The sequence below is a fragment of the Microbacterium sp. Leaf161 genome (assembly GCF_001423645.1).
GTDB classification, from domain to species: domain Bacteria; phylum Actinomycetota; class Actinomycetes; order Actinomycetales; family Microbacteriaceae; genus Microbacterium; species Microbacterium forte.
Genome location: NZ_LMOW01000002.1, coordinates 190,610 through 203,212 on the forward strand (window position 1 = coordinate 190,610; position 12,603 = coordinate 203,212).

14 protein-coding genes are annotated in these 12,603 nt (G+C 66.1%); 13 read left to right on the plus strand and 1 reads right to left on the minus strand.

Features of this window, described 5'->3' with window-relative positions; genetic code table 11:
- Window positions 1–33 precede the first annotated feature (33 nt).
- The 13 genes from ASF87_RS13590 to ASF87_RS13650 all read left to right on the plus strand — a co-directional run bounded on the left by ASF87_RS13590 (window position 34) and on the right by ASF87_RS13650 (window position 11,893).
- Entirely contained in the window at window positions 34–2,772 is a 2,739-nt protein-coding gene (locus tag ASF87_RS13590; RefSeq protein ID WP_056376620.1) for an FtsK/SpoIIIE family DNA translocase, read from the plus strand.
- Entirely contained in the window at window positions 2,772–3,347 is a 576-nt protein-coding gene (gene pgsA / locus ASF87_RS13595; protein WP_056376621.1) for a CDP-diacylglycerol--glycerol-3-phosphate 3-phosphatidyltransferase, read from the plus strand. Before ASF87_RS13590 ends, pgsA begins: the two co-directional genes overlap by 1 nt.
- A complete protein-coding gene (locus ASF87_RS13600; protein WP_056376622.1) occupies window positions 3,344–3,832 on the plus strand; it encodes a CinA family protein in 489 nt (162 codons plus the stop codon). The genes pgsA and ASF87_RS13600 overlap by 4 nt, the downstream gene beginning before the upstream one ends.
- Before the next feature lie 141 nt (window positions 3,833–3,973).
- Window positions 3,974–4,282: a helix-turn-helix domain-containing protein gene (locus ASF87_RS13605; RefSeq protein WP_042541772.1), complete on the plus strand. Its 309-nt coding sequence runs from the start codon at window positions 3,974–3,976 to the stop codon at window positions 4,280–4,282.
- A gap of 24 nt (window positions 4,283–4,306) precedes the next feature.
- On the plus strand, window positions 4,307–4,531 hold the full coding sequence (locus ASF87_RS13610) for a DUF3046 domain-containing protein (RefSeq protein WP_056376623.1): 225 nt from the start codon (window positions 4,307–4,309) through the stop codon (window positions 4,529–4,531).
- Between the two features lie 267 nt (window positions 4,532–4,798).
- Window positions 4,799–5,842 (plus strand): recombinase RecA, encoded by a 1,044-nt coding sequence (recA, locus tag ASF87_RS13615; protein ID WP_042541770.1) that lies wholly within the window; start codon window positions 4,799–4,801, stop codon window positions 5,840–5,842.
- A 465-nt stretch (window positions 5,843–6,307) separates the two neighbouring features.
- Window positions 6,308–6,721 carry a regulatory protein RecX gene (locus tag ASF87_RS18070; RefSeq protein WP_235558966.1) on the plus strand — a complete coding sequence of 138 codons (414 nt, stop codon included), beginning with the start codon at window positions 6,308–6,310 and terminating at the stop codon, window positions 6,719–6,721.
- A gap of 70 nt (window positions 6,722–6,791) precedes the next feature.
- Window positions 6,792–8,339 (plus strand): tRNA (N6-isopentenyl adenosine(37)-C2)-methylthiotransferase MiaB, encoded by a 1,548-nt coding sequence (gene miaB / locus ASF87_RS13625; RefSeq protein WP_056376625.1) that lies wholly within the window; start codon window positions 6,792–6,794, stop codon window positions 8,337–8,339.
- A gap of 14 nt (window positions 8,340–8,353) precedes the next feature.
- Entirely contained in the window at window positions 8,354–9,292 is a 939-nt protein-coding gene (miaA, locus tag ASF87_RS13630) for a tRNA (adenosine(37)-N6)-dimethylallyltransferase MiaA (RefSeq protein WP_056376626.1), read from the plus strand.
- Window positions 9,293–9,351: 59 nt separating this feature from the next.
- A complete protein-coding gene (locus tag ASF87_RS13635) occupies window positions 9,352–9,879 on the plus strand; it encodes a dihydrofolate reductase family protein (protein ID WP_056376627.1) in 528 nt (175 codons plus the stop codon).
- Window positions 9,872–10,345, plus strand: a complete 474-nt coding sequence (locus ASF87_RS13640; protein WP_082508925.1) for a GNAT family acetyltransferase — start codon at window positions 9,872–9,874, stop codon at window positions 10,343–10,345. Before ASF87_RS13635 ends, ASF87_RS13640 begins: the two co-directional genes overlap by 8 nt.
- Before the next feature lie 22 nt (window positions 10,346–10,367).
- Window positions 10,368–11,240, plus strand: a complete 873-nt coding sequence (dapF, locus tag ASF87_RS13645) for a diaminopimelate epimerase (RefSeq protein WP_056376628.1) — start codon at window positions 10,368–10,370, stop codon at window positions 11,238–11,240.
- Window positions 11,240–11,893, plus strand: a complete 654-nt coding sequence (locus ASF87_RS13650) for an HAD family hydrolase (protein ID WP_056376629.1) — start codon at window positions 11,240–11,242, stop codon at window positions 11,891–11,893. The genes dapF and ASF87_RS13650 overlap by 1 nt, the downstream gene beginning before the upstream one ends.
- An 18-nt stretch (window positions 11,894–11,911) precedes the next feature.
- Here ASF87_RS13650 and ASF87_RS13655 read toward each other — a convergent pair whose 3' ends face one another.
- Window positions 11,912–12,553, minus strand: coding sequence for a class I SAM-dependent methyltransferase (locus ASF87_RS13655; protein WP_042541762.1), 642 nt, complete (start codon window positions 12,551–12,553; stop codon window positions 11,912–11,914).
- Window positions 12,554–12,603: the final 50 nt, after the last annotated feature.

The window sequence follows — 12,603 nt, forward strand, 5'->3', positions numbered from 1 at the left end:
GCCTATGTCGCCCCCTGGACGTAACGTGAGAGTATGGCCAGGAGTACCACGAAGTCAGCGCGCGCGTCCGAGAGCGCCACGCCTCGCCCGAAGAGGCAGGCTGCTCCGAAGGCTCAGGCAGCGCCCAAGAAGTACATCGACGAGATCGACAAGCCCCCGGTGGCGGTGCGGGCCTGGAACGGGCTCGCCCACGGTGTCGGCGGACTGTTCCGAGCCTTCGGACCCGAGACCCTCGAGAAGGACGATCGGCGCGACGGCTTCCCGTTCCTGCTCGTGCTGCTGGCGATCGCCGGTGCGGTCAACGAATGGTTCTTCATCGGCAACGAGGTCGCTGCCAACATCAGCGCCTACTCGGTAGGGCTTCTCGTCGGACGCGTGGCCTTCATCATGCCGGTCCTGCTCCTGCTGCTCGCCGGCTGGCTGTTCCGGCATCCCTCGTCGGTGCACGACAACGGACGAATCGGCATCGGGTTCGGGCTTTTCATCCTCGCCCTCGCGGGGTTCTGCCATACCGCGGCCGGCCGCATCGATTCCGCGGGCCTGCTCGTGCGACCGCAGCCCAAGGACGGCATGCCCGCACTCAGCGAGGCAGGCGGGCTGTTCGGGTGGATGCTCGGGGAGCCGCTGTCGTACCTCACCCCGGTGGGCGCGTACATCGTGCTGTCGGTGGTCGCTGCTCTCAGCGTCCTGATCCTGACCAAGACTCCGCCGAACCGCATCGGTCAGCGGCTCGGGGATCTCTATGCGTGGATGTTCGACGCCGAGCGGCCGGAGAAGCCCGCGAAGGATGCCACCGCGATCGACGAGGCAGACAAGGTCGACGATCCTGATGTCCTGCCATGGTGGCGACGCAACAAGACCGGCCGCGAGGAGGACCCCGACGAGGGCACTCTCGGATCCGACGACATCACCGCTCTGCTCACCACCTCGGAGCCGACTCCTGCATACGACCAGGCCGTCGTCGTGGAGAACGCCTCGGATGCCGCGACGGAGGTGCTGTCCGACGTGCGCTCGGTGACCGAGTCGTTGGCCGGGCAGCAGACCACCGCGCTCCTCGACGATGAGTCCGACACGGGCGAGATGCCCGAGCTGCCGGGACTCGACGGCTTCGGAACCCCGGGGCCGGGGGAGAAGGGGCCGCAGGCGCCCGTGACTCCCTACGTGCTTCCCTCGCCGGGGCTGCTGGTCGAAGGACCGCCGCCGGTCATGCGTTCTGAAGCGACCGACAAGGTGATCGAGCAGATCACGAGCGTGCTGACGCAGTTCAAGGTCGACGCGAAGGTCACCGGATTCTCTCGTGGTCCGACAGTCACCCAGTACGAGGTGGAGGTCGGCCACGGCGTGAAGGTCGAGAAGATCCTCCAGCTGAGCAACAACTTTGCTTATGCGGTCGCGTCCAACGATGTGCGTATCCTCTCGCCGATCCCGGGCAAGAGCGCGATCGGCATCGAAATTCCCAACGCCGACAAGGAGATGGTCGCTCTCGGCGATGTGCTGCGGTCGCCCGCGGCGCACAAGAGCACGCATCCGATGACGATCGGCGTCGGAAAGGACGTCGGCGGCAACATCGTCATCGCGAACCTCGCGAAGATGCCGCACCTCCTGGTCGCCGGTTCCACAGGGTCGGGTAAGTCCAGCTTCGTCAACTCGATGATCACGAGCCTGCTCATGCGCGCTCGGCCCACGGACGTGCGGATGGTCCTGATCGACCCGAAGCGGGTGGAGCTGACGAGCTATGCGGGTGTTCCGCACCTGATCACTCCCATCATCACGAATCCCAAGAAGGCCGCCGAGGCGCTGCAGTGGGTCGTGAAGGAGATGGACATGCGGTACGACGACCTCGCGTCGTTCGGATTCCGCCACATCGACGACTTCAACCGGGCGGTGCGCGCCGGTGAGGTCGAGCTCCCCGTCGGCAGCGAACGCGTGCTCAAGCCGTACCCGTACCTGCTGGTGGTCGTCGACGAGCTCGCAGACCTGATGATGGTCGCCCCGCGTGATGTGGAGGATTCGATCGTCCGCATCACCCAGCTCGCGCGAGCATCCGGAATCCACCTGGTGCTCGCCACCCAGCGCCCCAGCGTCGACGTCGTGACCGGTCTGATCAAGGCCAACGTCCCGTCGCGCCTCGCGTTCGCGGTGACGAGCGTCACAGACAGCCGAGTGATCCTCGACAGCCCCGGTGCCGACAAGCTCATCGGCCAGGGCGACGCGCTGTTCTCGCCGATGGGATCATCCAAGCCGTTCCGTCTGCAGGGAGCGTGGGTCGACGAGAAGGAGATCGACGCGGTCGTCAAGCACGTCACCCGTCAGGCTCGTCCCGACTACCGCGCGGACGTGCAGGAAGCACTCGAGCCCACGAAGAAGAAGGAGGTCGACGAGGACATCGGGGACGATCTCGAGCTTCTCCTCGCGGCCGCCGAACTCATCGTGTCGTCGCAGTTCGGATCGACATCCATGCTGCAGCGCAAGCTGCGCGTCGGATTCGCCAAGGCGGGTCGCCTGATGGACCTCCTCGAGTCGCGAGAGATCGTCGGCCCGTCTGAGGGCTCCAAGGCGCGTGACGTGCTGGCGACGGCCGAGCAGCTGCCCCAGGTCATGGCGAAACTGCGCGGCGACGACGCTCCACCGAAGCCGGCCGCTCCCACTTCTGCCGCAACCGCGGCCGGAGCACCGCACGACCCGGTCGAGGCCCAGTTCCAGGGGCTGCCGGTGGTCGAAGCTGAAGACGACGGCGACGAAGACGCCTGGGGACTGACAGGACGAGACTGATGGCTATTCCACGGCAGCTCCCCAACGCGATCACCATCGCGCGTATACCGCTTGCGGTGATCTTCTTCATCCTGCTCCTGATGGGCGGTACCTACGGGCTCGATGACATCGTCATCCGTTGGGTTGCGGCGATCCTGTTCGTCGTGGGCATCTCCACCGACTGGGTCGACGGCTACCTCGCGCGTCGCCACAACATCGTCACCGACTTCGGCAAGCTGTGGGATCCGATCGCTGACAAGCTGCTCACGGGAGCGGGCTTCATCGGACTCGCCGTGCTCGGGGAGCTCAACTGGTGGGTCGTGATCGTGATCCTGATCCGCGAGTGGGGCATCACGATCCACCGCCTCATGGTCGCGAAGGAGCACGTCGTGGCGGCCGCGTGGATGGGCAAGATCAAGACTGCGGTTCAGGCCGTGGCTCTTTCCTGGGCGTTGCTCCCGCTGCACGTGGTGATAGGACCCCAGCTGTGGGTGGTCGGAACGGCGATCCTGATGATCCTGGCGCTGATCCTCACCGTCGCGAGTGGCATCGACTACATCGTGGCGCAGGTGCGAGGGGCACGGCAGCCGTCGTGACGTCGGCGTCGGCGTCGGAGGTGCTCGCCGCGCTGATCGAGCGTGGCTGGACCCTCGGTATCGCGGAGTCGCTGTCGGGCGGAGCTCTCGCTGCGGAGTTCGTCTCGGTGCCAGGCGCGTCGGCGTCGCTGCGCGGAGCGATCGTCGCCTACGCCACCCCTGTGAAGCACACGCTTCTGGGGGTCGACGACGGCCTGCTCGATGCGCACGGGCCCGTGCACCCCGATGTGGCGCTGCAGATGGCGGCTGGGGCGCGTCGCGCGCTGCAGGTCTCCGGAGTCCCTGCTGACGTCGGCGTCTCGACCACGGGGATCGCGGGACCGGATCCACCCGACGGTCAGCCCGTCGGCACGGTGCACATCGCCGTGGTGACCCCGTACACGTCCGTGAGCGAGGCATTCAGGTTCGACGGCGATCGCGCCCAGGTCCGCGCTCAGACGGTCGATGCGGCCGTGGCCATGCTCGCGCGGATCCTGCGGGAATAGCTGATGCGCGGGTTCCGTTATGTCCTATGTGCTCACACCGAAAGCACAGCGTGCGAAGGTAGATTTTGTGAAGGTCGGTAGGACTAGACTGGCGGTCTCCTCGAGGGAGACCTCGAGAAGGCGATCTGGGAGGAGGTTCCGATGATTCTTGTACGACAGGAAATCGGCGATGTGCTGAGGGACTTCCGCCTGCAGAAGGGGCGTACGCTCCGGCAGGTTGCAAGCAAGGCATCCGTGGCCCTGGGCTATCTCAGTGAGGTCGAGCGGGGCCAGAAAGAGGCGTCGAGCGAGATTCTCGCCTCGGTGGCCGATGCTCTGGATGTTCCCATCTCGATCATCATGCGAGAGGTCGGCGACCGCATCTCCGTCCTCGAGGGCATCCAGGTCTTCCCGGATGTCGTTCCCGATGACCTCGTGGCTTCCGTCGAGCCAGAGCTTTCGCTTCACTGAGCGTCGGATTCTCTTCGTTCTCTGATGCGTCGCAGTGAGTTCCTCCGCGCAGTCGACGCGGAATTCGGTGGTCGAGGGTCGTCCCTCGTTAGTGACCTCATTCTGACCCAGCTCGCCGGACGCACTGCGGACCAGGCTCTGGACGCGGGCGTTCCCCCGCGTGACATCTGGCTGGCGCTGTGCGCCGAGACCGATGTGCCTCAGGAGCGGCGGCACGGCGCAGGGCTCCTCGAGCCGCGCAAGCGATGACCCTCCGACCCATACGACGAGCGTTCGACTAACGACATGCCGTGACGGCGTGTCGTCGAATATGTGTTCGAAACGGGCGTAGTCTTCTGCACAAGTGGTTCGGAGACGGTGTTCTCCCTGATTCGCGGAGCTGACGACGCAATGTCCGAGGCCCCTCGTACGGTGAACAGCAAGCCGAAGAGCCATACGCCTTGTCGGAGAGTTCCGCCCAGCCGGGAGGACCGCGACAGCCTACAGGCGGCACCACGCGAGCATAAGGAGCACGTCATGCCATCACCCGCTGACCGCGAGAAGTCCCTCGAGACAGCACTCGCCCAGATCGACCGTCAGTTCGGAAAGGGCTCGGTCATGCGACTGGGCAGCGACGAGCGCGCACCCGTCGCCGTCATTCCGACCGGTTCGATCGCTCTCGATGTCGCCCTCGGCGTCGGAGGGCTCCCGCGTGGACGAATCGTCGAGATCTACGGCCCCGAGTCCTCGGGTAAGACGACGCTCACGTTGCACGCGATTGCAAACGCCCAGCGTGCCGGCGGGATCGCCGCCTTCATCGATGCCGAGCATGCGCTCGACCCCGACTACGCCGCGAAGCTCGGTGTCGACATCGACGCTCTTCTCGTCTCGCAGCCCGATACGGGTGAGCAGGCGCTCGAGATCGCGGACATGCTCGTCCGCTCCGGCGCCATCGATCTGATCGTCATCGACTCCGTCGCGGCTCTCGTGCCTCGGGCTGAGATCGAGGGCGAGATGGGTGACTCCCACGTGGGTCTGCAGGCTCGACTGATGTCGCAGGCACTGCGAAAGCTCACGGGTGGACTCAACCAGACGAACACCACGATGATCTTCATCAACCAGCTGCGCGAGAAGATCGGCGTCTTCTTCGGATCGCCCGAGACCACCGCGGGTGGAAAGGCGCTGAAGTTCTACGCGTCGGTTCGCATGGACATCCGCCGCATCGAGACGCTGAAGGACGGCACCGATGCAGTCGGAAACCGCACCAGGGTCAAGGTGGTGAAGAACAAGATGGCACCGCCGTTCAAGCAGGCGGAGTTCGACATCCTGTATGGCGTCGGCATCTCGCGCGAGGGCAGCCTGATCGACTTCGGTGTCGAGCACGCCATCGTGAAGAAGTCCGGATCGTGGTACACCTACGACGGCGACCAGCTGGGCCAGGGCAAGGAGAACGCGCGGACGTTCCTCCTCAAGAACCCCGATGTCGCGCTTGCGATCGAGACGCAGATCAAGCAGAAGCTCGGCATCGGAGGAGCCACCGAGGCGCCTGCTGACGAGCTCGCCGAGCGTCGTCCGGCATGAGCGTGATGGTTCGCGGTTGGGGAACACCCGGAGTGAACCATGAGTGATGGCGGGGGCGGGCCTGAGCAGCTCGCCCCCATCATCCCCCTTTTCGGTCGTGACGACACACGCGCGAAGTCGGTCGACCGGGAAGGTCCGGAGGTCGAAAGCGCGACAGCTCGTTCGGCGCCCGACGCCGGGGTGTGGCAGTCGACAGGGGGCGTCTCGAGCCGCGATTCGAATCCCGTCGCGCCCATCGACTCTCATGGGCCCAGTGAGCGACATCCTGCTCGCGGCGCAGCGGCTCGGTCCGCACCGCGTCTGCGCGCGTTGCAGTCGCAGGATCTGGGATCCGACGATGTCCAGGGCGTCGACCCCTCCCAATTGCGTGCCGACGCAGAAGAGCTCCTCGTCCGCAAGCTGCGGACTCGTTCGCTCTCTCTGTCGGAAGCGCGGATGGTTCTGAGGGGCTATGAGAAGAACGCCGTGCGGCTCGATGCTGGTGCGATCGATGATGTGATCGATGATTTCTGTCGACGAGGGTACCTCGACGACACGCTACTCGCCGGCCAGCTGGTGACATCCGGGATCGAGCGCAAGGGGCAGGGGCGAGTTGCGCTGTCGAGGGCGCTCTCGCAACGGGGCATCCCTCGCGATGTGATCGATGCGGCGCTTGACGACATTCCCGACGATGACGCCGAGCGCGCACTCGAGTACGCACGCTCGAAAGCACGAGCCATGTCTCGTCTCGACGGCGACACAGCGCTGCGACGTCTGGTCGGTCAGCTGTCCCGCCGTGGCTACAACGGCTCGGTCGCGATGACAGCCGCCAAGTCTGCCCTTGCTGAGGCCTCTTTCGGCTCGTCTTCATCCGGGGTTCGGTTCGTCGACTCGGACTGACTGAGGCGAGGGGCTCGAGCCCCTCGCCTCAGCGGCGGTGTCGCGCAACCGCTCGTAGAATGGGGGGATCATGAATATCCCTCGCAGTGAGCCGACGATCATCGCGTCATCGTCCGCAGCAATCGATCTTGATGGACGCCAGCGTTCCTACGAGGTCCGCACCTTCGGCTGCCAGATGAACGTCCACGATTCCGAGCGACTTTCTGGCTCGCTCGAGAGCGCAGGATATGTCCGCGCGACTGACGGTGCCGAGGCCGACGTGGTGATCATCAACACGTGCGCGGTGCGCGACAATGCCGCAGGCAAGCTCTACGGCACGCTGGGCCAGCTCGCCTCGGTGAAGCGACGCAAGGACGGGATGCAGATCGCCGTGGGCGGCTGCCTGGCGCAGATGGACAAGCAGGCCGTGCTGGAGAAAGCGCCGTGGGTCGACGTCGTCTTCGGCACGCACAACATGGGTTCGCTTCCCGGCCTTCTCGAGCGCGCGCGCCACAACGGTGACGCCGAGCTCGAGATCCTGGAGTCGCTCGAGGTGTTCCCCTCGACGCTTCCGACGAAGCGCGATTCTGCGCACAGCGGTTGGGTGTCGATCTCGGTCGGGTGCAACAACACGTGCACCTTCTGCATCGTTCCGAGTCTTCGGGGCAAGGAGAAGGACCGCCGCCCGGGCGACATCCTCAATGAGATCCGCCTGCTCGTCGAAGACGGCGCCATCGAAGTCACTCTGCTCGGACAGAACGTCAACTCCTACGGCGTGGAGTTCGGGGATCGACAGGCTTTCGGCAAGCTGCTCCGCGCCGCAGGCGAGATCGACGGGCTCGAGCGGATCCGCTTCACGAGTCCTCACCCCGCTGCCTTCACCGACGATGTGATCGACGCGATGGCAGAGACTCCCAACGTGATGCCGCAGCTTCACATGCCGCTCCAGTCCGGCAGCGACCGCATCCTGAAGGCCATGAGACGGTCGTACCGCAGCGAGAAGTTCCTCGGGATCCTCGATCGCGTCCGTGATCGTATTCCGCACGCCGCGATCACCACCGACATCATCGTCGGATTCCCCGGTGAGACGGAGGAGGACTTCGAAGACACGATGCGGGTGGTCGAACAGGCCCGGTTCTCGAGTGCGTTCACGTTCCAGTACTCGATCCGTGAGGGCACACCCGCCGCGACCATGGAGGACCAGATTCCCAAGGCTGTGGTGCAGGAGCGCTACAACCGGCTCATGGCGCTTCAGGAGCGTATCTCCCTCGAGGAGAACCAGAAGCAGGTCGGACGCCAGGTCGATGTCCTGGTGTCGACGGGCGAAGGCAAGAAGGATGCCGAGACCCACCGTCTGACCGGACGCGCCGAGGACAACCGACTCGTCCACTTCGAGGTCACTCCCGGATCCGCTGTCCCACGGCCCGGTGATGTCGTCTCGGTGACGATCACCCATGCGGCGCCCTTCCACCTGCTCGCAGACGACCCGACAGGCCTCCCGTTGCGGATCCGTCGCACGCGTGGCGGGGACGCCTGGGACCGAGGACAGGCGGAGTCCTGTGCTGTGCCAGCACCGACGTCCGGCGAGGGCACCCGTGCCGTATCCCTCGGTCTGCCGACGCTCCGCGTCGGCAGGTGACCACTGCTCGAGGAATGACCGATCCGGCGTCGAGCGCCGCGGACAGGGTTCCGTGGCTCTGGGCGATCGTGGGCGCGACAGGAACGGGCAAGAGCGATCTCGCCCTCGATCTCGCTGAGGTGCTGCGCAGCCGAGGCAACGCCGCCGAGATCGTGAATGCCGACGCCATGCAGCTCTACCGCGGAATGGACATCGGCACGGCGAAACTCGCCCCGCACGATCGCCGGGGGATTCCCCACCATCTGTTCGACGTGCGGGAGGTGCAGGAGGAAGCCGCCGTCGCCTGGTACCAGCCGCTGGCGCGGTCCGTGATCACCGACATCCAGCGACGCGGGGCCGACGCCATCCTCGTGGGCGGATCGGGTCTGTACGTGTCCAGCGTCGTGTTCGACTTCGCCTTCCCGCCGCGTGATCCGGTGATCCGGGAGCGGCTCGAACGCGAGCTCGAAAGCGAGGGTGTCGGTGGCATGCTCGACCGGCTGCGAAAGCTCGATCCCGCGACGGCCTCCCGCGTCGACCCCAAGAATGCCAGACGGGTGATCCGTGCGCTCGAAGTCCTCGAGCAGGGCAGCGTCACGCACGGCGCGTCTCTGCCGGAACAGCCAGCGCTCTGGCAGGCCGACACGCGTCTCATCGGCCTGCACGTCGACCGCGGAGCCTTGGTCGAGAGGCTGGACGCCCGCGTCGAGGGCATGTGGCAAGCGGGCCTGGTCGACGAGGTGCAGGGGCTCCGTCGCGAGGGGCTCGAGAACGGCGCGACAGCTCAGCGCGCCATCGGCTACAGCCAGGCGCTCGCGCAGATCGATGGCCGGCTCACTCAGGCCGAGGCGATCGCCGAGACGCAGGCGCTCACCCGCCGCTACGCCCGCCGCCAGGTGTCGTGGTTCAAGCGCTATCCCGGCCTCACGTGGCACGAACCACCGGTGGACGCCGCTTCGCTCGTCGCCCCCTGAGCCCGCAGACTCACCGATCTCGGTGGCTGGATGTCGGTGCCTGGTGAGATGGTTGATCAATGGCCACCCACTTCTACACCGCGAGCAGCATCGACGGTTTCATCGCGACTGATCAGCACTCCCTCGACTGGCTGCTGAAGCAGGACATCGACGAAGAAGGACCCATGTCGTACGCCGGCTTCGAGAAGACGATCGGTGCTCTGGCGATGGGAGCATCGACATACGAATGGGTCATGCGCCACGAGGAAGGGCGATGGGGGTACGAGCAGCCGACATGGGTCTTCGCCCACCGACCGCTCGAGCTTCCGGCCGGCGCTGACATTCGCGCGGCGCAGGGTGACGTCGCCGCCGTGCACTCCGAGATGGTCGCCGCCGCCGGGGGCAAGGATCTGTGGGTCGTCGGCGGTGGCGACCTGGCCGGGCAGTTCGCCGATGCCGGTCTTCTCGACGAGGTGTGGGTGCAGTACGCGCCTGTGACACTCGGCTCGGGGGCGCCGTTGCTGCCGAGAGCACTGGACCTCCAGCTTCTCGAGGTCGCACGCAACCGCAACTTCATGTGCGGCCGTTACCGTGTGCTGCATGGCTGAGCCGTCGACTCCCGTGAGCTCGGGCGAGACCTGGGAGGTCCGCGCATTCGATCGTGCGGATACGGAGTCTGTGGTGGCTCTCTGGACCGAGGCTGGCCTCACGCGGCCGTGGAACGACCCCCGGCTCGACATCGAGCGCAAGCTCACGGTGCAGCCCGAGCTGTTCCTGGTCGTCGAGGACGAGGAACGGTCGACATCAGCGCGGATCATCGGCACCGTGATGGCGGGTTACGACGGGCACAGGGGATGGCTGTACTACCTGGCCACCGCCCGGTCGCACCGTCATCAGGGGATCGCGCGCTCTCTCGTGCGCGAAGCCGAGCGACTTCTTCTGGAAATGGGCTGCCCGAAGGTGCAGCTCATGGTCAGAGAGGGCAACGAGGAAGTGCTGGGCTTCTACGACGACCTCGGATACGAGCGATTCTCGGTATCGAACACGGGCAGGCGTCTGATCGTCGACGCATAGCCGCGATCTCTAGACTGGGTGGATGGTCGCATTCACCAAAGGACACGGCACCGGCAACGACTTCGTCATCATCGCCGACCCCGACGGCGCTCTCGAATTGAGCGCCGAGCAGGTCGCCGTCCTCTGCGATCGACACCGAGGCATCGGCGCCGACGGCATCCTTCGTGTGGTGCGCTCTGCGGCGATCGCCGACGGGCAGGCTGCTCTCGCGGAGGAGCCCGCCGCCGAGTGGTTCATGGACTACCGCAATGCAGACGGGTCCATCGCTGAGATGTGCGGCAACGGCATCCGCGTCTTCGTGCATTACCTCGTGCGCTCCGGCCTCGCCACGATCGAGCCCGGTTCCACACTCCCGATCGGAACGCGTGCGGGTGTCCGCGACGTGACGCGCAGCGAGACGGGGTACCAGGTGGATCTCGGCCTGTGGAAGCTCTCCGGCGATGACCCGCTCGTCACTGCCGACGGGCTCCCTGTCACGAGACCCGGTCTGGGCATCGACGTCGGAAATCCGCATGTCGTGGTCGCACTCGCCTCCGAGGTGGAGCTGTCGTCTCTCGAGCTGCACCGCGCTCCCGTGCTCGATCCCGCCCCTCCCGCGGGGGCGAACGTCGAGTTCGTCGTCCCGGGGGAGCCGCTGGTGAGGGACGGCATCGGACACGTCTCGATGCGCGTCTCAGAGCGCGGCGTGGGGGAGACCCTGAGCTGCGGCACGGGTGTCGCGGCCACGGCTCTGGCCGTGCGCTACTGGGCCGGCTCGAAGGCACCCGACAACTGGCGCGTGGAGGTCCCGGGCGGCACTCTCGGTGTGCGCATGTTCCCTGCAGAGGACGGTGAGCACGTCGCCCTCTCCGGGCCGGCCCAGCTCGTCTTCAGCGGCGAGGTCGACCTGATCTGATGTCGACGACCGGCCAGATCGACCTGGTCATCTTCGACTGTGACGGGGTGCTCGTAGACAGCGAGAAGCTCTCGATCGAGGTGGATCGCAGGGTTCTCGCAGACCTCGGATGGTCTCTCTCCCACGACGAGATCCTGCACCGGTTCGTCGGACGCTCCTCCGCGCACTTCCGCGCTGAGGTCGAAGCACACCGGGGTCGACCGCTTCCCGACGACTGGGAGGCGCCCTACCAGCCGTGGTACCTCGACGCATTCGCGCGCGAGCTGACGGCGGTGGACGGGGTAGAGGCAGCGCTGGACGAGATCACGACAGCGACGTGCGTCGCATCGAGTGGCGCCCATGCGAAGATCCGGCGGACGCTCGGCCAGACGGGGCTCCTGCCGCGATTCGACGGGCGGATCTTCAGCGCAGACGACGTCGCGAACGGCAAGCCTGCCCCTGATCTCTTCCTGCACGCGGCTGAGCAGCTCGGCGTCAGCCCTGAACGCTGCGTGGTGGTCGAGGACAGTCGATTCGGAGTCCAGGCCGCCCGCGCCGCGGGCATGCGTGTTCTCGGCTATGCCGGCGGACTCACCCCAGCTGTCTGGCTGGAGCGCGAGGGCGCCATCGTGTTCACGGACATGCGCGATCTTCCCGAACTCGCGGGTCGGTGACGTCGTCGCTGCGAAGGCTCAGACGAGCGTGATCGGCTCGGTCGGAGGGGTTCCGTGCTTGCGCACCTTCAGGATGCGGTACCCCTTGGACGTGGCGGTCCGGTGGACGCTGAAACCAGGGTGGAACGTCGAGCCGATCCACCGTTGCAGTGAATCCGCGCCGAGGTTGCGCTGCACGACGAGCCAGGCGTCGCTGCGCTCGTCGAGCCGGGGGATCCACTTCTCGAGCAGTCCGTGAAGCTCGTTCTTGCCCACTCTGATCGGCGGGTTCGAACGGATCGAGCGGAATGTGACGTCGGCGGGAACATCTTCGGGCAAGGAGGCGTTGATGTTCTTGAGACCATGAGCCGCGGCGTTGCGCCGCACGAGATCGAGAGCTCGCTCATTCACGTCGACGGCCCACACGGTCGCATGGGGCGCAGCCAGCGCCATCGACAGCGTGATGGGCCCCCACCCGCTTCCGAGGTCGAGAAGATGGCCTCCCGGCGGAACCGGGGGCATGTTTGCGAGAAGGACGGCTGTACCGGCATCCAGCCGATCCGGGCTGAAGACGCCGCCAGCAGTGGTGACGTCCAGCTCTCGGCCTGCGAGCGTCACACGGATCGATCGCAGGTTCTCGGGGCTTGCCGGGGCCGCGGTGAAGTAATGGTCGGACCCCATACCGTGAGCGTAGCGGACAGCGCGGGCTAAGGTTAAGGCTCGCAACAAAA

Coding starts and splice junctions, on each gene's coding strand:
- miaB (WP_056376625.1), top strand. CDS start 6,792: ATGAATATCCCTCGCAGTGAGCCGACGATCATCGCGTCATCGTCCGCA.
- ASF87_RS13640 (WP_082508925.1), top strand. CDS start 9,872: ATGGCTGAGCCGTCGACTCCCGTGAGCTCGGGCGAGACCTGGGAGGTC.
- ASF87_RS13655 (WP_042541762.1), bottom strand. CDS start 12,553: ATGGGGTCCGACCATTACTTCACCGCGGCCCCGGCAAGCCCCGAGAAC.
- ASF87_RS13635 (WP_056376627.1), top strand. CDS start 9,352: ATGGCCACCCACTTCTACACCGCGAGCAGCATCGACGGTTTCATCGCG.
- miaA (WP_056376626.1), top strand. CDS start 8,354: ATGACCGATCCGGCGTCGAGCGCCGCGGACAGGGTTCCGTGGCTCTGG.
- ASF87_RS13610 (WP_056376623.1), top strand. CDS start 4,307: ATGCGTCGCAGTGAGTTCCTCCGCGCAGTCGACGCGGAATTCGGTGGT.
- pgsA (WP_056376621.1), top strand. CDS start 2,772: ATGGCTATTCCACGGCAGCTCCCCAACGCGATCACCATCGCGCGTATA.
- ASF87_RS13650 (WP_056376629.1), top strand. CDS start 11,240: ATGTCGACGACCGGCCAGATCGACCTGGTCATCTTCGACTGTGACGGG.
- ASF87_RS13590 (WP_056376620.1), top strand. CDS start 34: ATGGCCAGGAGTACCACGAAGTCAGCGCGCGCGTCCGAGAGCGCCACG.
- ASF87_RS13605 (WP_042541772.1), top strand. CDS start 3,974: ATGATTCTTGTACGACAGGAAATCGGCGATGTGCTGAGGGACTTCCGC.
- recA (WP_042541770.1), top strand. CDS start 4,799: ATGCCATCACCCGCTGACCGCGAGAAGTCCCTCGAGACAGCACTCGCC.
- dapF (WP_056376628.1), top strand. CDS start 10,368: ATGGTCGCATTCACCAAAGGACACGGCACCGGCAACGACTTCGTCATC.